19 protein-coding genes are annotated in these 19029 nt (G+C 71.3%); 1 reads left to right on the top strand and 18 read right to left on the bottom strand.

Annotated elements, in window-relative coordinates; all coding sequences use genetic code 11:
• Positions 1-222: 222 nt before the first annotated feature.
• The 12 genes from coaBC to pyrR form a co-directional block, all read right to left on the bottom strand.
• Entirely contained in the window at positions 223-1425 is a 1203-nt protein-coding gene (coaBC, locus tag N8I86_RS08190) for a bifunctional phosphopantothenoylcysteine decarboxylase/phosphopantothenate--cysteine ligase CoaBC (RefSeq protein ID WP_123438518.1), read from the bottom strand.
• Between the two features lie 131 nt (positions 1426-1556).
• Positions 1557-1829 carry a DNA-directed RNA polymerase subunit omega gene (gene rpoZ / locus N8I86_RS08195; RefSeq protein ID WP_030810584.1) on the bottom strand — a complete coding sequence of 91 codons (273 nt, stop codon included), beginning with the start codon at positions 1827-1829 and terminating at the stop codon, positions 1557-1559.
• 52 nt (positions 1830-1881) lie between these two features.
• Positions 1882-2439 (bottom strand): guanylate kinase, encoded by a 558-nt coding sequence (gene gmk / locus N8I86_RS08200; protein ID WP_031174486.1) that lies wholly within the window; start codon positions 2437-2439, stop codon positions 1882-1884.
• A 60-nt stretch (positions 2440-2499) separates the two neighbouring features.
• Entirely contained in the window at positions 2500-2823 is a 324-nt protein-coding gene (locus N8I86_RS08205; RefSeq protein WP_003977346.1) for an integration host factor, read from the bottom strand.
• A gap of 300 nt (positions 2824-3123) precedes the next feature.
• The gene (gene pyrF / locus N8I86_RS08210) at positions 3124-3969 is read right to left on the bottom strand and encodes an orotidine-5'-phosphate decarboxylase (protein WP_073899391.1); all 846 of its coding nucleotides are present in this window, start codon (positions 3967-3969) and stop codon (positions 3124-3126) included.
• Positions 3966-5072: a quinone-dependent dihydroorotate dehydrogenase gene (locus N8I86_RS08215; protein WP_073899393.1), complete on the bottom strand. Its 1107-nt coding sequence runs from the start codon at positions 5070-5072 to the stop codon at positions 3966-3968. The genes pyrF and N8I86_RS08215 overlap by 4 nt, the downstream gene beginning before the upstream one ends.
• Before the next feature lie 52 nt (positions 5073-5124).
• Positions 5125-8433, bottom strand: a complete 3309-nt coding sequence (carB, locus tag N8I86_RS08220; protein WP_073899395.1) for a carbamoyl-phosphate synthase large subunit — start codon at positions 8431-8433, stop codon at positions 5125-5127.
• Positions 8426-9568 (bottom strand): glutamine-hydrolyzing carbamoyl-phosphate synthase small subunit, encoded by a 1143-nt coding sequence (gene carA, locus N8I86_RS08225; protein ID WP_263277491.1) that lies wholly within the window; start codon positions 9566-9568, stop codon positions 8426-8428. Before carA ends, carB begins: the two co-directional genes overlap by 8 nt.
• Positions 9565-10125 carry a PH-like domain-containing protein gene (locus N8I86_RS08230; protein ID WP_073899400.1) on the bottom strand — a complete coding sequence of 187 codons (561 nt, stop codon included), beginning with the start codon at positions 10123-10125 and terminating at the stop codon, positions 9565-9567. Before N8I86_RS08230 ends, carA begins: the two co-directional genes overlap by 4 nt.
• Complete coding sequence (locus tag N8I86_RS08235; RefSeq protein ID WP_263277492.1) at positions 10122-11408, bottom strand: dihydroorotase; 1287 nt, start codon at positions 11406-11408, stop codon at positions 10122-10124. Before N8I86_RS08235 ends, N8I86_RS08230 begins: the two co-directional genes overlap by 4 nt.
• Positions 11409-11412: 4 nt before the next feature.
• Positions 11413-12393, bottom strand: a complete 981-nt coding sequence (locus N8I86_RS08240) for an aspartate carbamoyltransferase catalytic subunit (RefSeq protein WP_073899405.1) — start codon at positions 12391-12393, stop codon at positions 11413-11415.
• Between the two features lie 90 nt (positions 12394-12483).
• Entirely contained in the window at positions 12484-13053 is a 570-nt protein-coding gene (gene pyrR, locus N8I86_RS08245; protein ID WP_073899407.1) for a bifunctional pyr operon transcriptional regulator/uracil phosphoribosyltransferase PyrR, read from the bottom strand.
• 251 nt (positions 13054-13304) lie between these two features.
• Between pyrR and bldD the strand changes: the two genes are divergently transcribed.
• On the top strand, positions 13305-13808 hold the full coding sequence (gene bldD / locus N8I86_RS08250) for a transcriptional regulator BldD (protein WP_020938842.1): 504 nt from the start codon (positions 13305-13307) through the stop codon (positions 13806-13808).
• Between the two features lie 273 nt (positions 13809-14081).
• On the opposite strand, the gene nusB is transcribed toward bldD, so the two are convergent.
• The 6 genes from nusB to N8I86_RS08280 form a co-directional block, all read right to left on the bottom strand.
• Complete coding sequence (nusB, locus tag N8I86_RS08255; RefSeq protein ID WP_073899409.1) at positions 14082-14510, bottom strand: transcription antitermination factor NusB; 429 nt, start codon at positions 14508-14510, stop codon at positions 14082-14084.
• A 2-nt stretch (positions 14511-14512) separates the two neighbouring features.
• Positions 14513-15079, bottom strand: coding sequence for an elongation factor P (efp, locus tag N8I86_RS08260; RefSeq protein ID WP_073899411.1), 567 nt, complete (start codon positions 15077-15079; stop codon positions 14513-14515).
• 56 nt (positions 15080-15135) lie between these two features.
• A complete protein-coding gene (locus tag N8I86_RS08265; RefSeq protein WP_073899413.1) occupies positions 15136-16242 on the bottom strand; it encodes an aminopeptidase P family protein in 1107 nt (368 codons plus the stop codon).
• An 82-nt stretch (positions 16243-16324) separates the two neighbouring features.
• Positions 16325-17185, bottom strand: coding sequence for a Pro-rich N-terminal domain-containing protein (locus N8I86_RS08270; protein WP_123439786.1), 861 nt, complete (start codon positions 17183-17185; stop codon positions 16325-16327).
• Between the two features lie 241 nt (positions 17186-17426).
• Complete coding sequence (gene aroB / locus N8I86_RS08275; protein WP_073899415.1) at positions 17427-18518, bottom strand: 3-dehydroquinate synthase; 1092 nt, start codon at positions 18516-18518, stop codon at positions 17427-17429.
• Positions 18515-19024, bottom strand: a complete 510-nt coding sequence (locus tag N8I86_RS08280; RefSeq protein WP_263277493.1) for a shikimate kinase — start codon at positions 19022-19024, stop codon at positions 18515-18517. Before N8I86_RS08280 ends, aroB begins: the two co-directional genes overlap by 4 nt.
• Between the last annotated feature and the right edge of the window lie 5 nt (positions 19025-19029).

Here is a 19029-nt window from a genome sequence, read left to right on the forward strand (position 1 = left end):
CACCGTCTCGCCTGACGGGAGCGCTGTGACCTGCGGCACGGGCATTCTGCACAATGCCGGACGGCCTTGGCCAGGGCGGCCGCACGACATTGCGCTCCCGGTGCCGGGCCGTCGTACGACCGGCACAAGTCTGCCCGGACGGCCCAACCGCGACGGTCCCGGACGGCCGAACCGGAACGGGCGCGGAGCGCCGAAGCGGAACGGTCCCGGACGACGGCCCGCTCACGCCAGACGGGGGGCGACGAGGTCCCAGACGGTGTCCGCGAGGGCTTCCTTCGGCCCGTGCGGAACGTGGGTCTCGCTGCCGTCGGCGCCGAGCACGACCGCCTCGTTCTCCTCCGCACCGAACGTCTTCCGCTCCCCGACCTCGTTGACGACGAGCAGGTCGCAGCCCTTGCGGGCGAGTTTGGCGCGGCCGTTGGCGAGGACGTCGTCGGTCTCGGCGGCGAAGCCGACGATCACCTGGCCGGGGCGGGCGCGCTCCGCGGAGACCTCCGCGAGGATGTCCGGATTGCGCACCAGGACGATCGGGGCGGGCTCCTGCCCGTCCTTCTTCTTGATCTTCCCGGTGGCGTAGGCCGCGGGGCGGAAGTCCGCGACGGCCGCGGCCATGACCACCGCGTCGGCGTCCGCCGCCGCCTTCAGGACGGCCTCGCGCAGCTGGACCGCCGTGCCGACCTGGACGACGTCCACGCCGGCCGGGTCGGGCAGGCCGGTGTTGGCGGCGATCAGCGTCACCCGGGCGCCGCGCGCCGCTGCCGTACGGGCGAGGGCGTAGCCCTGCTTTCCGGAGGAGCGGTTGCCGAGGAAGCGGACCGGATCGAGGGGCTCGCGGGTACCGCCGGCCGAGACGACGACGTGCCTGCCCCGCAGGTCGGGCTCGGCGGCGCCGCGGGCCAGCACCCGGCGGCAGACCTCGAAGATCTCCGCGGGGTCGGGCAGCCGGCCCTTGCCGGTGTCCACGCCGGTGAGCCGGCCGACGGCGGGCTCGATCACGACGGCGCCGCGGCGGCGGAGCGTGGCCACGTTCTCCTGGGTGGCGGGGTGCTCCCACATCTCCGTGTGCATGGCCGGGGCGAAGACCACCGGGCAGCGGGCCGTGAGCAGTGTGTTGGTCAGCAGGTCGTCGGCGAGGCCGTGGGCGGCCTTGGCGAGCATGTCGGTCGTCGCCGGGGCCACCACGACCAGGTCGGCGTGCTGGCCGATCCGGACGTGCGGGACCTCGTGGACGTCGTCCCAGACCTCGGTGGAGACCGGGTTGCCGGACAGGGCGGACCACGTGGCCGCACCGACGAAGTGCAGCGCGGAGGCGGTCGGCACCACGCGGACGTCGTGGCCCGACTCCGTGAACCTTCTCAGCAGCTCACAGGCCTTGTACGCGGCGATGCCACCGCTGACCCCAAGAACGACCCTCGGCTTGTCCACCGTCTCTCCCGGACTCGTGCCATGTGCGCCGGACACGAACGCACGGCTCCATCACACACCACAGGCCCGGCAGAGTGACTGCCGGGCCTGTGGATAAGTCTTACGCAATCTGAAAGTACTACCGCGCGGTCCTACTGGACGGGGCCCTCGATGGCCTCGGAGGTCAGCAGACCGGCGTTGATCTCGCGCAGGGCGATCGAGAGCGGCTTCTCGTGCACGTGGGTGTCGACCAGCGGACCGACGTACTCGAGGAGGCCCTCGCCGAGCTGCGAGTAGTACGCGTTGATCTGGCGGGCACGCTTGGCCGCGTAGATCACGAGGCTGTACTTCGAGTCGGTGGCCTCGAGGAGCTCGTCGATCGGGGGGTTGATGATGCCCTCGGGCGCGGTGATGGAAGAGGACACGCTCTACCTTCCGATGGGTGGGAAAGAATCATTCATGATCACACACTCGTGATCACACAACGTCCATCAAGGCTAGCAGCTCGCGAGCCACGTCCTCGACGGAGGTGTTGACCAGGGTCGTATCGAACTCCGGCTCGGCCGCCAGCTCGGTCCTGGCCGCCTCCAGGCGGCGCTCGATGACCTCCGGCGGCTCGGTGCCCCGCCCGGTGAGCCTGCGCACCAGCTCCTCCCAGGAGGGCGGAGCCAGGAACACCAGCTGGGCGTCGGACATGGACTCCCGGACCTGCCGGGCGCCCTGGAGGTCGATCTCCAGCAGGACGGGCTCGCCGTTCTCCAGCCGCTCCAGCACGGCCGCGCGGGGCGTGCCGTAGCGGTTGCCGGCGAACTCGGCCCACTCCAGCAGCTCACCGTTGGCGATCAGCTTGTCCATCTCCTCGTCGGTGACGAAGAAGTAGTGGACTCCGTGCTGCTCACCGGGGCGCGGCTTGCGGGTGGTCGCCGACACCGAGAGCCAGACCTCGGGGTGTTCCTTGCGCATATGGGCGACGACCGTGCTCTTGCCGACCCCCGAAGGGCCGGAGAGCACGGTCAGCCGCGGACGTTCACTCATGCAGCGATTATTCCAGCAATCCCGGTGTGCCCGGGACTCCTGGTCCGGCAAGACCCGGACTCAGGAGCCGGTGCTGCCGAACTCACGCTCCAGGGAGGCGATCTGGTTGGAACCGAGACCCCGCACGCGGCGGCTCTCGGAGATACCCAGACGCTCCATGATCTGCTTGGCGCGGACCTTGCCCACGCCCGGCAGGGACTCGAGCAGGGCGGAGACCTTCATCTTGCCGATGACGTCGTTCTCCTGGCCCTGCTTGATGACCTCGTGCAGGGAGGCGCCGGAGTGCTTGAGTCGATTCTTGACCTCGGCCCGCTCCCGGCGAGCCGCGGCGGCCTTTTCGAGCGCGGCTGCGCGCTGTTCAGGGGTAAGGGGCGGAAGAGCCACGCCTACGTCACCTCGGATGTCGAACTGTCGGATACGGACCGGTGAGGAACCTAGTCGCCCCACACCTGGGGAGCCACGAGCAACACGCTGCCCGTCCTCCCCCACTGCCTGGAAGGGCGTGGGAGGTGCCCCCACTGCTCGGAGACTAGCGGGCAAGTTCGCCAGAGTCAGCGAGAACAGCGGAAAAGTCCTGGTCAGCCTCCGCCAGGCCGGACATTTCAGACATACTGCCCCCGATTTGAGGATGTATTCACACTCAAGTCGGCTCGTCGACGTCCGGGTGAACGCCCGTCGCGGGTCTCAGGCACCCGCGACGGCGGCCTGGATCTCCTCGGCGAAGCGCTCGGCGGCCCCGCGCAGCGCGCCGGCGTCGGGACCGTGCCGCAGCACACCTCGGCTGACGTTGGGCACCACGTTGCGCACGGCCGACCGGAAGACCCCGGGGAGGTCCGCCGGGGTCGCTCCCTGGGCGCCGATGCCGGGGGCGAGGAGCGGTCCGTTGATGTCGAGGTCGTACGACGACAGGTCGCCGACCGTGGCGCCGACGACCGCGCCGAAGGAACCCAGCGGCTCCTCCCCCGCGTTCTCCGCCGCCAGGTGGGCGAGCATGGTCGCGCCGACGCTGCGCCCGTCGGCGCGCACCGCGTGCTGGACCTCGGGGCCCTCCGGGTTGGAGGTCAGGGCGAGCACGAACAGACCGGCGCCGCTCTCCCGGGCCAGCGCGACGGCGGGGCTGAGCGACCCGTAGCCGAGGTACGGCGAGACGGTGAGGGCGTCGGAGAACAGCGGGGCGTCCTTGTGCAGGAAGGCCTCGGCGTAGCCCGCCATGGTCGAGCCGATGTCGCCGCGCTTGGCGTCCATCACGACCAGCGTGCCGGCCGCGCGCGCCTCCTGGACGCACTTCTCCAGGACGGCGACACCGCGGGAGCCGAACCGCTCGAAGAAGGCGCTCTGCGGCTTCATGACGGCGACCCGGTCGGCCACCGCCTCCACGACCGTGCGGCTGAACCGCTCCAGGCCGGCCACGTCGTCGTTCAGGCCCCACTCGGCGAGCAGGGAGGCGTGCGGGTCGATGCCGACGCAGAGCGGGCCGCGCTCGTCCATGGCACGGCGCAGCCGGGCGCCGAAGGGCTCCAGAACAGTCATGCGGACTTCCTCACGTCGGCGCCGACCGCGTCGGCGAGGGTGGCGTACGGGCTGGTGCGCAGGCGGGCGGCGAGGCCCTTGTGGACGGCCCGGCACCAGAAGGGGCCCTCGTAGACGAAGGCGCTGTACCCCTGGACCAGCGTGGCACCGGCCAGGATGCGCTGCCAGGCGTCCTCGGCGGTCTCGACGCCGCCGACGCCCACCAGGGTGATCCGGTCGCCCACGCGCGCGTACAGGCGGCGCAGGACCTCCAGGGAGCGCTCCTTGAGGGGGGCGCCGGACAGCCCGCCGGCCTCCTTCACCAGCGAGGGCGCCGACTTCAGGCCGAGACCGTCGCGCGCGATGGTGGTGTTGGTGGCGATGATGCCGTCCAGGCCCAGTTCCACGGCGAGGTCGGCGACGGCGTCGACGTCCTCGTCGGCGAGGTCGGGGGCGATCTTCACCAGCAGCGGGACGCGCCGGTTCGCGACCGTGCGGTCGGCGGCCTCGCGCACGGCCGTCAGCAGCGGCCGCAGCGCCTCCGTCGCCTGGAGGTTGCGCAGGCCGGGCGTGTTCGGCGAGGAGACGTTGACGACCAGGTAGTCCGCGTAGGGCGCGAGGCGCTCGGCCGACTTCACGTAGTCGCCGACGGCCTCCGCCTCCGGGACGACCTTGGTCTTGCCGATGTTGACGCCGACGACCGTCCGGAAGACCGGCCGGCGCGTGGCCAGGCGGGCCGCCACCGCCAGCGAGCCGTCGTTGTTGAAGCCCATGCGGTTGATCAGCGCCCGGTCGGCGACGAGGCGGAACAGCCGCTTCCTGGGGTTGCCGGGCTGCGGCTCGCCGGTGACGGTGCCGATCTCGACGTGGTCGAAGCCCAGCATGGACATGCCGTCGATCGCGACGGCGTTCTTGTCGAAGCCCGCCGCGAGCCCGAAGGGGCCGTGCATGCGCAGCCCGAGGGCCTCCGTGCGCAGCTCCTTGTGGCGGGGCGCGAGGGCGGCGGCGACGAAGGTGCGCAGCACCGGGACGCGGACCGCCAGCCGGATCCAGCGGAAGGCCAGGTAGTGGGCCTTCTCGGGATCCATGCGCTTGAAGACGAGATTGAAGAAGATCTTGTACATGGGTGTCCTCGTGAAGAGGGGGACACCGTTTCCGGTGTCCCCCTCGGGGCTGCTAGTCGCGGGCCGCGGTCAGGTGTTCCGCGTGTTCCTGGAGCGAGCGGACGCCCACGTCGCCGTGGTTGAGGGCGTCGATGCCCTGGACGGCCGCGGCGAGCGCCTGGACGGTCGTCAGGCACGGCACCGAGCGTGCCACGGCCGCCGTACGGATGTCGTAGCCGTCGAGGCGGCCGCCGGTGCCGTACGGGGTGTTGACGATGAGGTCGACCTCGCCGTCGTGGATGAGCTGGACGATGGTCCGCTCACCGTTCGGGCCCGTGCCCTCGGACTGCTTGCGCACCACGGTGGCGTGGATGCCGTTGCGCTTGAGGACCTCGGCGGTGCCGGAGGTGGCGAGCAGCTCGAAGCCGTGGGCGACCAGTTCGCGCGCCGGGAAGATCATCGAGCGCTTGTCGCGGTTGGCGACCGAGATGAAGGCGCGGCCCTTGGTGGGCAGCGGGCCGTAGGCACCCGCCTGCGACTTGGCGTACGCCGTGCCGAAGACCGAGTCGATGCCCATGACCTCGCCGGTGGAGCGCATCTCCGGGCCGAGGACGGTGTCGACGCCGCGGCCCTGGATGTCGCGGAAGCGCGACCAGGGCATGACGGCCTCCTTGACGGAGATCGGCGCGTCCAGCGGCAGCTCGCCGCCGTCGCCGTTCTTCGGCAGCAGGCCCTCGGCGCGCAGCTCGGCGACGGTCGCGCCGAGCGAGATGCGGGCGGCGGCCTTGGCGAGCGGCACCGCGGTCGCCTTCGAGGTGAAGGGGACCGTACGGGAGGCGCGCGGGTTGGCCTCCAGCACGTAGAGGATGTCGCCGGCCATCGCGAACTGGATGTTGATCAGGCCGCGCACGCCGACGCCCTTGGCGATGGCCTCGGTGGAGGCGCGCAGGCGCTTGATGTCGAACCCGCCGAGGGTGATCGGGGGCAGGGCGCACGCCGAGTCGCCGGAGTGGATGCCGGCCTCCTCGATGTGCTCCATGACACCGCCGAGGTAGAGCTCCTCGCCGTCGTACAGGGCGTCGACGTCGATCTCGATGGCGTCGTCGAGGAAGCGGTCGACGAGGACCGGCCGGGAGGGGCTGATCTCGGTCGACTCGGCGATGTAGGCGGCGAGGCGGGTCTCGTCGTAGACGATCTCCATGCCACGGCCGCCGAGGACGTACGAGGGCCGGACCAGGACCGGGTAGCCGATCTCGTCGGCGATGGCCTTGGCACCCTCGAACGTGGTGGCCGTGCCGTGCTTCGGGGCCGGCAGGCCCGCCTCCTCCAGGACGCGGCCGAAGGCGCCCCGGTCCTCGGCCGCGTGGATGGCCTCGGGGGACGTGCCGACGATCGGCACGCCGTTGTCCTTGAGGGCCTGCGAGAGGCCGAGCGGGGTCTGGCCGCCGAGCTGCACGATCACACCGGCGATCGGGCCGGCGAGGGACTCCGCGTGGACGATCTCCAGCACGTCTTCCAGCGTCAGCGGCTCGAAGTAGAGGCGGTCGGAGGTGTCGTAGTCCGTGGAGACGGTCTCCGGGTTGCAGTTGACCATCACGGTCTCGTACCCGGCGTCGGACAGCGCGAAGGAGGCGTGGACGCAGGAGTAGTCGAACTCGATGCCCTGGCCGATGCGGTTCGGGCCGGAGCCCAGGATGATCACCGCGGGCTTCTCGCGGGTCGCGACCTCGGACTCCTCGTCGTAGGAGGAGTAGAAGTACGGCGTGCGCGCGGCGAACTCGGCGGCGCAGGTGTCGACCGTCTTGTAGACCGGGCGGACGCCGAGGGCGTGCCGGACCTCGCGGACGACGTCCTCGCGCAGGCCGCGGATCTCGCCGATCTGCTGGTCGGAGAAGCCGTGCCGCTTGGCTTCGGCGAGCAGGTCGCCGGTCAGCTCGGGCGCGCCGGCCAGCTCGTCCGCGATCTCCTTGATCAGGAAGAGCTGGTCCACGAACCACGGGTCGATCTTCGTGTACGCGAAGATCTCCTCGGGGGTGGCGCCCGCGCGGATGGCCTGCATGACGGTGTTGATCCGGCCGTCGGTGGGGCGCACGGCCTCGCGCAGCAGGGTGTCCTTGTCGCCGGGGTCGCCGACGAAGGTGAACTGGCTGCCCTTCTTCTCCAGCGAGCGCAGCGCCTTCTGGAAGGCCTCGGGGAAGTTGCGGCCGATGGCCATGGCCTCGCCGACGGACTTCATGGTGGTGGTCAGCGTGGAGTCGGCCTGCGGGAACTTCTCGAAGGCGAAGCGGGGGGCCTTGACGACCACGTAGTCGAGCGTGGGCTCGAAGGAGGCCGGGGTCTCCCGGGTGATGTCGTTCGGGATCTCGTCGAGCGTGTAGCCGACGGCCAGCTTGGCGGCGATCTTGGCGATCGGGAAGCCGGTCGCCTTGGAGGCGAGGGCCGAGGAGCGCGACACGCGCGGGTTCATCTCGATGACGATCACGCGGCCGTCGTCGGGGTTCACCGCGAACTGGATGTTGCAGCCGCCGGTGTCGACGCCGACCTCGCGGATGATCGCGATGCCGACGTCGCGCAGCACCTGGTACTCGCGGTCGGTCAGCGTCATCGCCGGGGCGACGGTGATCGAGTCGCCGGTGTGCACGCCCATGGGGTCGAAGTTCTCGATGGAGCAGACGACCACGACGTTGTCGTGCTTGTCGCGCATCAGCTCCAGCTCGTACTCCTTCCAGCCGAGGATGGACTCCTCCAGGAGCACCTCGGTGGTCGGGGAGAGCGTGAGGCCCTGGCCGGCGATGCGGCGCAGCTCCTCCTCGTCGTGCGCGAAGCCGGAGCCGGCGCCGCCCATGGTGAAGGACGGGCGGACCACGACCGGGTAGCCGCCGAGGGTCTCGACGCCCTGGAGGACGTCGTCCATCGTGTGGCAGATGACCGAGCGGGCGGACTCGCCGTGTCCGGTCTTGCGGCGGACCTCCTCCACGACGTCCTTGAACAGGTCGCGGTCCTCGCCCTTGTGGATGGCCTCGGGCTTGGCGCCGATCAGCTCGACGCCGTACTTCTCCAGGACGCCGTTGTCGTGCAGCGCGATGGCGGTGTTCAGGGCCGTCTGGCCGCCCAGGGTGGGCAGCAGGGCGTCGGGGCGCTCCTTGGCGATGATCTTCTCGACGAACTCCGGGGTGATCGGCTCGACGTAGGTGGCGTCGGCGATCTCCGGGTCGGTCATGATCGTCGCCGGGTTGGAGTTGACGAGGACCACGCGCAGGCCCTCGGCCTTGAGCACGCGGCACGCCTGGGTGCCGGAGTAGTCGAACTCGGCGGCCTGGCCGATGACGATCGGGCCGGAGCCGATGACCAGGACGGACTGGATATCGGTGCGCTTAGGCACGCTGGCCCTCCATCAGGGATACGAAGCGGTCGAACAGGTAGGCGGCGTCGTGCGGACCGGCTGCCGCTTCGGGGTGGTACTGGACGGAGAAGGCGGGCTGGTCGAGCAGCTGGAGCCCCTCCACGACGTTGTCGTTCAGGCAGACGTGCGAGACCTCGGCGCGGCCGAACTCGGTGTCGCTGACCTTGTCGAGCGGCGCGTCGACGGCGAAGCCGTGGTTGTGCGCGGTGACCTCGACCTTGCCGGTCGTCCGGTCCTGGACCGGCTGGTTGATGCCCCGGTGGCCGTACTTCAGCTTGTAGGTGCCGAAGCCGAGGGCGCGGCCGAGGATCTGGTTGCCGAAGCAGATGCCGAACAGCGGCGTCTTCCGCTCCAGGACGGCGCTCATCAGCGCGACCGGGCCGTCGGCCGTCGCCGGGTCGCCGGGTCCGTTGGAGAAGAACACGCCGTCCGGCTCGACCGCGTAGATCTCGTCGGCCGTGGCGGTGGCGGGCAGCACGTGCACCTCGATGCCGCGCTCCGCCATGCGGTGCGGGGTCATGCCCTTGATGCCGAGGTCGACGGCGGCGACCGTGAAGCGCTTCTCGCCGACCGCGGGGACGACGTACGCCTCCTTCGTCGCGACCTCCTCGTAGAGGCTCGCGCCCTTCATGTGCGGCTGGGCCTGCACGCGCGCGAGAAGCTCGGACTCGGGGGCGATCGCCTCGCCGGAGAAGATGCCGGCGCGCATGGAGCCGCGCTCGCGCAGGTGGCGGGTGAGGGCGCGGGTGTCGATCCCGCTGATGCCGACGACGCCCTGGGCGACCAGCTCGTCGTCCAGGGAGCGCTTGGCCCGCCAGTTGGACGGCACGCGCGCGGGGTCGCGCACGACGTAGCCGGAGACCCAGATGCGCGCGGACTCGTCGTCCTCGTCGTTCCAGCCGGTGTTGCCGATCTGGGGGGCGGTCGCGACGACGATCTGCCGGTCGTACGACGGGTCGGTGAGGGTCTCCTGGTAGCCGGTCATACCGGTGGAGAACACGGCCTCGCCGAAGGTCTCCCCCACGGCCCCGTAGGCGCGGCCGCGGAAGGTGCGGCCGTCCTCCAGGACGAGTACGGCGGGAGTCTTCGCGGCTCCCCTGGTGGAGGTCGTCATCGTGCGCCTTCCGTGTCGTTGGTCATCTGGTTCAGGGTGTCGGCCCACTCGGTGTGCTCGGCCGAGCGGTCGGAGCGGAAGCCGGAGTCGATCAGCTTGTCGCCGTGCGCCCAGGTCACCACCAGCAGTCCGCCCTCGGTGAGGACCTTGCCGGCGATGCCCTTGTCGAGCCGGGCGCCGCGCAGCGCGGCGGTGGGGACGAAGAAGTCGGTCGCTCCGGGACGTTCGACCTCCAGGCCCTCGTCGGTCAGGGTGAGCTCGGCCCGGCTGCGGGTGCCGAGGCCGTGGGCCACGATGCGGTCCAGCCACTGCCCGGCGGTGGTGGAGCCGTGGTAGCGGCCGCTCATGCTCAGTCTCACCGGGCCGGTCTCGTCCGGCGCGGTGGGCAGGGCCGGGAGGTCGCCCTGGAGGGTGCCGCGCCACTTCCATCCCTCGCGCATCAGCCAGTAGACGAGCGCGACGAAGAGGGCGAGTCCGACCAGCCAGCCGATGCGGCCGGGCCAGTTGGTGACGTCGGCCGACTTCTCGGCCTCGGCCAGCAGGATTACAGGTGTCACGTGAGCTTCCCGTCGACGAGCGTGGCCTTGCCCCGCAGCCACGTGTGCGTCACACGGCCCGGCAGCTCACGCCCCTGGTACGGGGTGTTGCGGCTGCGCGAGGCGAAGCCCGCGGGGTCCACCGGGCCACGGTATTCCGTGTCGACGAGGGTGAGGTTGGCGGGCTCACCTGCCGAGACGGGACGTCCATGGCCGGTGGCCTGTCCGATCTGCGCGGGCCTGGCGGACATGCGGTCGGCCACGCCGGCCCAGTCCAGCAGGCCCGTGGCGACCATCGTCTCCTGGACCACCGACAGCGCGGTCTCCAGGCCCACCATGCCCATGGCGGCCGCGGCCCACTCGCAGTCCTTGTCCTCGTGCGGGTGCGGGGCGTGGTCGGTGGCGACGATGTCGATCGTGCCGTCGGCGAGCGCCTCGCGCAGGGCGTGCACGTCCCGCTCGGTGCGCAGCGGCGGGTTGACCTTGTAGACGGGGTTGTAGGTGCGCACGAGCTCGTCGGTGAGGAGCAGGTGGTGCGGGGTGACCTCGGCGGTGACCTGGATGCCGCGGGACTTGGCCCAGCGGACGATCTCCACGGAGCCGGCGGTCGAGAGGTGGCAGATGTGGACGCGGGAGCCGACGTGCTCGGCGAGCAGGACGTCCCGCGCGATGACCGACTCCTCGGCGACGGCCGGCCAGCCGCCGAGGCCCAGCTCGGCGGAGACGACGCCCTCGTTCATCTGGGCGCCCTCGGTCAGGCGCGGCTCCTGGGCGTGCTGCGCGACGACGCCGCCGAAGGCCTTCACGTACTCCAGGGCGCGGCGCATGATCACGGCGTCGTCCACGCACTTGCCGTCGTCGGAGAAGACGGTGACGCCGGCCGCGGACTCGTGCATGGCGCCCAGCTCGGCGAGCTTCTTGCCCTCCAGGCCGACGGTGACGGCGCCGATGGGCTGCACGTCGCAGTAGCCGTGGTCCCGGCCGAGCCGGTAGACCTGCTCGACGACGCCGGCGGTGTCGGCGACCGGGAAGGTGTTGGCCATGGCGAAGACGGCGGTGTAGCCGCCGCTCGCCGCGGCGCGGGTGCCGGTGAGGACCGTCTCGGAGTCCTCGCGGCCCGGCTCGCGCAGGTGGGTGTGCAGGTCGACCAGGCCCGGCAGCAGCACCCGGCCGGCGGCCTCCACGACCTCGGCGCCCTCGGCGGACAGCCCGCTGCCCACCTCGGCGATGGTCTCGCCGTCGATCAGGACGTCCTGCGGCTCGCCGCCGAGCACCTTCGCACCACGGATCAGGATCTTGCTCATGCTGTTACTTCTCCTCGGAACCGGTGGGGCGGGTGACGGCGGGTTCGTTGCCGCCGAGCAGCAGGTACAGGACGGCCATCCGGATGGAGACGCCGTTGGCGACCTGCTCGATGGCCGTGCAGCGGTCGGAGTCGGCGACCTCGGCGGTGATCTCCATGCCGCGGACCATGGGGCCGGGGTGCATCACGATGGCGTGCTCGGGCAGCTTGGCCATGCGGTCGCCGTCGAGGCCGTAGCGCCGGGAGTACTCGCGCTCGGTCGGGAAGAAGGCCGCGTTCATGCGCTCGCGCTGGACCCGCAGCATCATCACCGCGTCGCACTTGGGCAGGGTGCTGTCGAGGTCGTACGACACCTCGCAGGGCCAGTTCTCGACGCCGACCGGCACCAGGGTGGGCGGGGCGACCAGGGTGACCTCGGCGCCGAGGGTGTGCAGCAGGTCGACGTTGGAGCGGGCGACCCGGCTGTGCAGGACGTCCCCGACGACGGTGATCCGCCTGCCGGACAGGTCCTGGCCGAGTCCGGCGTCCCGGCCGACCAGCCGACGGCGCATGGTGAAGGCGTCCAGCAGGGCCTGGGTGGGGTGCTGGTGGGTGCCGTCGCCGGCGTTGATGACCGCGGCGTCGACCCAGCCGGAGTTCGCCAGGCGGTAGGGGGCACCGGAGGCGCCGTGCCGGATGACGACGGCGTCCACGCCCATCGCCTCCAGGGTCTGGGCGGTGTCCTTCAGGGACTCGCCCTTGGACACCGAGGACCCCTTGGCGGAGAAGTTGATCACGTCCGCGGAGAGGCGCTTCTCGGCGGCCTCGAAGGAGATCCGGGTGCGCGTGGAGTCCTCGAAGAAGAGGTTGACGATCGTGCGGCCGCGCAGGGTCGGCAGTTTCTTGATCGGCCGGTCGGCGACCCGGGCCATCTCCTCGGCGGTGTCGAGGATCAGGACGGCGTCGTCGCGGGTGAGGTCGGCGGCCGAGATGAGATGACGCTGCATCTGTCAGGCTCCGTAAGGCAGTTCATTCGGGAGATATGGGGCAAACGGGCGCGTGTGCGGGCACGCCGAAGCGGCGCGGCGCCTGAGTTGCTACTGGTCGGCCTTCACACCGAGCAGCACGGTGTCACGACCGTCCTCCTCGGCGAGCTGGACCTTGACCGTCTCCCGCAGCGACGTGGGGAGGTTCTTGCCGACGTAGTCGGCGCGGATGGGCAGTTCGCGGTGGCCGCGGTCGACCAGGACCGCGAGCTGGACCGCGCGCGGGCGCCCGATGTCGTTCAGGGCGTCGAGGGCGGCGCGGATGGTGCGGCCCGAGAAGAGCACGTCGTCGACGAGGACGACGAGCTTGCCGTCGAGGCCGTCACCGGGGATCTCGGTGCGGGCCAGCGCACGCGGCGGGTGCATGCGCAGGTCGTCGCGGTACATGGTGATGTCGAGGGAGCCGACGGGGACCTTGCGGTCGGTGATCTGCTCAAGCTTGGCGGCGAGCCGCTGGGCGAGGAAGACGCCGCGGGTCGGGATGCCGAGGAGCACCACGTCGTCGGCGCCCTTGGCGCGCTCGACGATCTCGTGGGCGATGCGGGTCAACACCCGCGCGATGTCGGGACCCTCGAGAACGGGTCGCGCATCGGCTGCCTGTGCGCTGGCGTGCGTGTCCATACGAAACGGACCTCCTTCTCCGCCTCACGGGACGGACCTTAAAGGACGTCGGATTTGCGCCATCCACCGTAGCAGGTTCCCCGGAGGTCTCGATCACCCGCTTGGCCTAATCGGCCGGCACCGGCACGGAAGAGTCGGGGTGGCCCATTCGGCTTGACGCATGAGAGTCACGCTGCGTAACCTCACAGTGAGTTACCAGCCGCGCGGCGGGAAGACAGCCGGCCGCGTCGACACAGTGTCCGGGGAGCTATATGTCCAGCGAATACGCCAAACAGCTCGGGGCCAAGCTCCGGGCCATCCGCACCCAGCAGGGCCTTTCCCTCCACGGTGTCGAGGAGAAGTCCCAGGGTCGCTGGAAGGCCGTGGTGGTCGGTTCCTACGAGCGCGGTGACCGTGCCGTGACCGTCCAGCGTCTCGCCGAGCTGGCCGATTTCTATGGCGTCCCGGTGCAGGAACTGCTGCCGGGCACCACGCCGGGCGGAGCCGCCGAGCCGCCGCCGAAGCTCGTCCTGGACCTTGAGCGGCTCGCCACGGTGCCGGCCGAGAAGGCGGGCCCGCTGCAGCGCTACGCGGCGACGATCCAGTCCCAGCGCGGCGACTACAACGGCAAGGTGCTCTCGATCCGCCAGGACGACCTGCGCACCCTCGCCGTGATCTACGACCAGTCCCCCTCGGTCCTCACCGAGCAGCTGATCAGCTGGGGCGTCCTGGACGCGGACGCCCGCCGCGCCGTGGCCACGCACGAAGACGCCTGACCCCGCCGAACACCTCAGCAGAAACGTGCCGCCGGGGCGGCCGGAACCACCTGGTTCCGGCCGCCCCGGCGGCGTTTCACGTCTGCGCTGGCGCGCCCCGGTACCGGACGCCGGGAGGGCGTCCCACGGCGGCCACGGGACCTCTCCGGCCGGTGCGGACACGCCTGAGGGGCGCGGAGGACCGCACGACGGGCCGCGGACGACCCGCGGCCGGCGTACTGCGGTCTCCCGGCGCCCCTCGTACGACGTCGGCCACCCCGGGGGGCGGTTCGGTCAGGCCCGGCGGAGCGTGGGCTTCAGTTCCTTCAGACGCCCCAGCAGACCGTTGACGAACGAGGGCGAGTCGTCCGTCGAGAACTCCTTCGCCAGCTGCACCATCTCGTCCAGGACGACGGCGTCCGGGGTCTCGTCGACCCAGATCAGCTCGTACGCGCCCAGCCGCAGGATGTTGCGGTCGACGACCGGCATCCGGTCGAGCGTCCAGCCCACGGCGTACTGGGCGATCAGCTCGTCGATGCGCCGCGCGTGCTCCGCGTAGCCCTCGACCAGCTGCATCGTGTACTCGCTGACCGGCGGCTGTCGCGTGTCGGACCGGGAGAGCCGGATCCAGTCCGCGAGGACCGTCAGGACGTCGGCGCCGCGCTGGTCGCCCTCGAAGAGGATCTGGAAGGCGCGCTTGCGGGCCGTGTTGCGGGCAGCCACGGTTAGCTGTTCACCCGGCCGAGGTAGTCGCTGCTGCGGGTGTCGACCTTGATCTTCTCACCGGTGGTGATGAAGAGCGGGACCTGGATCTGGTGACCGGTCTCCAGGGTGGCGGGCTTGGTGCCACCGGTGGAGCGGTCGCCCTGGACGCCCGGCTCGGTCTCCTGGACGACCAGCTCGACGGCGGCCGGCAGCTCGACGAAGAGCACCTCGCCCTCGTGCTGGGCGACGGTGGCCGTGAAGCCCTCGATGAGGAAGTTGGCGGCGTCGCCGACGGCCTTGCGGTCGACCATCAGCTGGTCGTAGGTCTCCATGTCCATGAAGACGAAGTAGTCGCCGTCCATGTACGAGAACTGCATGTCGCGCTTGTCGACAGTGGCCGTCTCGACCTTGACGCCGGCGTTGAAGGTCTTGTCGACGACCTTGCCGGAGAGCACGTTCTTGAGCTTGGTGCGCACGAAGGCCGGGCCCTTGCCGGGCTTGACGTGCTGGAACTCGACGACGGACCAGAGCTGGCCGCCTTCGAGCTTGAGCACCATGCCGTTCTTGAGGTCGTTCGTGGAAGCCACGGTTGCGGAATCTCCTGGACTGACGTACGACCCCGGGTCTCGCGCTCAGCGAGAGGCTAGAGCGCGAGCAGCTCCTTGGTCGTGATGGTGAGTAGCTCGGGTCCGCCGTCCGCCTCGGGGCGTACGACGAGCGTGTCATCGATCCGGACACCGCCCCGGCCCGGGAGGTGGACCCCCGGTTCGACGGTGACCGGCACGCAAGCGTCCAGTTTACCCATGGCCGCGGGGGCCAGCTGCGGGTCCTCGTCGATTTCGAGTCCGACACCGTGTCCGGTCAGCGGTGGCAGTGCTTCCGCATACCCGGCGGAGTCCAGGACCTGCCGTGCCGCGCGGTCGACGTCACGGTAGGCGGCGCCCGGCGCCAGGGACTCGCGTCCGGAGCGCTGAGCGGCGAAGACCAGGTCGTAGAGCTCGATCTGCCAGTCGGCGGGCGAGGTCCCGATGACGAAGGTGCGGCCGATCTCGCAGCGGTAGCCGCGGTAGGTGGCACCCAGGCAGACGGAGAGGAAGTCGCCCTCCTCCACCCGCCGGTCGGTCGGGCGGTGGCCGCGCCGGCCGGAGTGCGGTCCGGTGGCCACGGAGGTGGGGAAGGCCGGGCCGTCGGCACCGTGGTCGACCAGGCGCCGCTCCAGCTCCAGCGCCAGGTGCCGCTCGGTACGGCCGACCAGGATGGACTCCAGCAGCTCGCCGAGCGCCTGGTCGGCGATCTCCGCACCGATGCGCAGGCAGGAGATCTCCTCCTCGTCCTTGACGACCCTGAGCTGTTCCACGGCCCCGCCGATGTCGGCGAGACGCACGGCGGGGGCGACCGACGTCAGCGTCCTGTGCCGGGCCACGGTGAGGTGGTGTTCCTCGACCGCCAGGGAATCGGCGCCCTGCGCCGCGGCGAGGCCGGCCGCGGCGACCGCCGCGTCACCGGCCGGCGTGGGCAGCACGTGCAGCCGCAGGTTCTCGTCGGGCCGGCCTTCGTAGGGGCGGTCCTCGGGCGGCCCGGCGCAGACGAGCAGGTCCTCGCGCCTACCGAGGAGCAGGACGGCGCCCTGAGGGGCTGCGGCCGCGAGATAGCGCACGTTGGCGGGGCGGGTGACGAGCGCTGCCGCGGTACCGGCCGCGTTGAAGTGTTCCCTCAGGCGGGATCGGCGGTTCGCGTACACCTCTGACATGAGATGAGCGTAGGAGTTTTGACCGATTTGTGCCGGTTGGGTGGGGCCGAGTGGGGTTCGCGTGGAGGTCCGCGCCCCCGTCTCACCAGCTCGGCGGGCTCGCGATCGCCCTGGCCAGGACCTCGTCCAGCACCCGCGCGGTGCCCGGGACGTCGAGCTGGGAGTTGTCGATGATCGGGAGGCCCGAGCCGTACCAGCCGGCCATGCGGCCGTGGATGCGGGCCACCTCCTCGTCGGTGAGGCGGCGGTTGCCGGAGCGCTCCGCGTTGCGCTCCAGGACGATGTCCAGGCCAGGCAGCAGGACGACCGGCAGCAGCCCGGGGCCCACGTGGCGCTTCCAGCCGCCGAGCCCGACGACCGGACGGTCCGGGAAGACGGCGTCGTCCAGGATGCAGGAGATGCCGTTGGCCAGGAAGTTGCGGGCGGCGAAGCCACAGGTGCGGCGGGCCAGGCGGTACTGGGCCTCGGAGTTGTCGTTCCAGCCGGTCTGGGGGTCGGCGAAGCCCGAGCGGACCCATTCGCGGACGTCGTCCAGGCTGATGTGGGCCGTGGGGACGCGGCGGTGGTCCGCCCAGTACTTGGCCACGCTCGTCTTGCCCGCGCCCGCCGGGCCGATCAGCAGGACGGCCAGGGTGGTGGCCGTCGGGTCCGGGACCACCGCGGCGGGCGGCGCCATGGGCACGCCGACCGGGCCGCCGGGTGGCAGGGACAGGTGACCGGTGGTATCGGGGGCCGGCTGCGCGGGGGTGTGCGGTGGGGGCGGCGGCACGGGAGCGGACGCGGCCGGGAAGCTCGGCGCCGGGGGCGGCGGGGGGACGGGCGCGGGCCCCTGGGAGCTGCCCTGGTGCGGGCCCGGGTGGTGCCCGGCCGGCGCCCAGCCGGCGTGCGGCACCTGCCCCGGCCGGTGCGGCGGAGGCAGCTCAGACCCCACTGCGTGCTGCATCCGTTGCCACTCCGTCTCGTCGCTCGGCTCGTCCGCCGCCGGGGCGCCCGGGGCGGTGTCGCGCCCCTCCGGCACACCCGCTGCGGGCAGTTGGTGCTGGCAACGGGGGTGCACCCCGCGCCGTACCGAACGGTACCGTCCCCGGCCGTCGTTTGGTGAAACGGCCGGGGGCGGCCCGAAGTGCCCGTTCCGCAAAGGAAATCGGACCGAGGGAAAACGGGCGTACGGAACAGTGCGGGACCTACTGGCCCACTTCTCCGTAGGCGGCGAGCAGGACGGCCGGGTCGGGGCCCTCCAGGACGGTCGGCTTGCCGAGCGAGTCGAGGACGATGAAGCGCAGCAGGTCGCCGCGCGACTTCTTGTCGACCTTCATCGCCTCCAGCAGCTTGGGCCACTGGTCGTAGCGGTAGTGCAGCGGCAGGCCGACGGACTCCAGCACCGTGCGGTGCCGGTCCGCGGTAGCGTCGTCCAAACGGCCCGCGAGGCGGCCCAGTTCGGCGGCGAAGTGCATGCCGACCGCGACCGCGGCGCCGTGCCGCCACTTGTAGCGCTCGTTCTTCTCGATGGCGTGGCCGAGCGTGTGGCCGTAGTTGAGGATCTCCCGCAGACCCGACTCCTTCAGGTCCGAGGAGACGACCTCGGCCTTCACCCGGATCGACCGCTCGATCAGCTCGGCCGTGTGCGGACCCGCCGGGGTCCGGGCGGCCTCGGGGTCGGACTCGATCAGCTCCAGGATCACCGGGTCGGCGATGAAGCCCGCCTTGATGACCTCCGCGAGACCGGAGACGTAGTCGTGCACCGGCAGGGAGTCCAGCGCGGCCAGGTCGCACAGCACGCCGGCCGGCGGGTGGAAGGCGCCCACCAGGTTCTTGCCCTCGGCGGTGTTGATGCCGGTCTTGCCGCCGACCGCCGCGTCGACCATCGCCAGCACGGTGGTCGGCACCGCGATCCAGCGCACCCCGCGCAGCCAGGTCGCGGCCACGAAACCGGCCAGGTCCGTGGTCGCGCCGCCGCCCACGCCGACGACGACGTCGGTGCGCGTGAAGCCGGACTGGCCCAGCGCCTTCCAGCAGTAGGCGGCGACCTCGGCGGTCTTGGCCTCCTCCGCGTTGGGCACCTGGATCGCGACGGCCTCGTAGCCCTGCCCGGCCAGGTCGGCGCGGAGCGCGTCACCGGTCTCGGCCAGCGCCTCCGGGTGGATCACCGCCACCCGCTTGGCCTTCGGTCCGATCAGCCCGGCCAGTTCGCCCAGGAGCTGCCGGCCGACCAGCACCTCGTAGGCGTCGGTCCCGGCGCTGCCGGCGACCTGGATCCGGGTGACTGACTCGCTCATGCTTCCTTCAACTCCAGTGCGTCGAGCGCTGCTCGGGTGACCTCTTCGGGGGTGCGGCCGTCCGTCGCCACGACGGCGGTGGCGACCTCCTCGTACAGGTGCCGCCGCGCCTCCATCAGCTCGCGCCACTGCTTGCGCGGGTTGACCGAGAGCAGCGGGCGGGCCACGTTGAGGCCGGTGCGCCTGACGGCCTCCTCCACGTCCATGGACAGGTAGACCACCCGGTGCCCGGCCAGCAGCGCCCGGGTCTCCGCGTCGAGGACGGCACCGCCGCCGAGCGCGAGGACGCCCTCGTGCCCGGCGAGCGCGTCCCGCACCGCCCGCTTCTCGATGGCGCGGAAGGCGGACTCGCCCTCCCCCACGAAGATGTCGGCGATGCTGCGGCCCTCGGCGGCCACGATGTCCTCGTCGGTGTCCCGGAACCCGGTGCCGAGCCGTTCGGCGAGCAGCCGGCCCACGGTGGACTTGCCCACGCCCATCGGACCGACGAGTACGAGAGCAGGCATGGCGC

The sequence above is a fragment of the Streptomyces albidicamelliae genome (assembly GCF_025642175.1).
Lineage (GTDB): Bacteria > Actinomycetota > Actinomycetes > Streptomycetales > Streptomycetaceae > Streptomyces > Streptomyces albidocamelliae.

Excerpts from the sequence above, each read along its gene's own strand:
- N8I86_RS08265 (WP_073899413.1), bottom strand. The coding sequence starts at position 16,242 with ATGTCAGAGGTGTACGCGAACCGCCGATCCCGCCTGAGGGAACACTTC.
- carA (WP_263277491.1), bottom strand. The coding sequence starts at position 9,568 with ATGACGACCTCCACCAGGGGAGCCGCGAAGACTCCCGCCGTACTCGTC.
- bldD (WP_020938842.1), top strand. The coding sequence starts at position 13,305 with ATGTCCAGCGAATACGCCAAACAGCTCGGGGCCAAGCTCCGGGCCATC.
- N8I86_RS08235 (WP_263277492.1), bottom strand. The coding sequence starts at position 11,408 with ATGAGCAAGATCCTGATCCGTGGTGCGAAGGTGCTCGGCGGCGAGCCG.
- N8I86_RS08215 (WP_073899393.1), bottom strand. The coding sequence starts at position 5,072 with ATGTACAAGATCTTCTTCAATCTCGTCTTCAAGCGCATGGATCCCGAG.
- N8I86_RS08270 (WP_123439786.1), bottom strand. The coding sequence starts at position 17,185 with ATGCAGCACGCAGTGGGGTCTGAGCTGCCTCCGCCGCACCGGCCGGGG.
- pyrR (WP_073899407.1), bottom strand. The coding sequence starts at position 13,053 with ATGGACACGCACGCCAGCGCACAGGCAGCCGATGCGCGACCCGTTCTC.
- N8I86_RS08280 (WP_263277493.1), bottom strand. The coding sequence starts at position 19,024 with ATGCCTGCTCTCGTACTCGTCGGTCCGATGGGCGTGGGCAAGTCCACC.
- N8I86_RS08240 (WP_073899405.1), bottom strand. The coding sequence starts at position 12,393 with ATGCAGCGTCATCTCATCTCGGCCGCCGACCTCACCCGCGACGACGCC.
- aroB (WP_073899415.1), bottom strand. The coding sequence starts at position 18,518 with ATGAGCGAGTCAGTCACCCGGATCCAGGTCGCCGGCAGCGCCGGGACC.
- pyrF (WP_073899391.1), bottom strand. The coding sequence starts at position 3,969 with ATGACTGTTCTGGAGCCCTTCGGCGCCCGGCTGCGCCGTGCCATGGAC.
- gmk (WP_031174486.1), bottom strand. The coding sequence starts at position 2,439 with ATGAGTGAACGTCCGCGGCTGACCGTGCTCTCCGGCCCTTCGGGGGTC.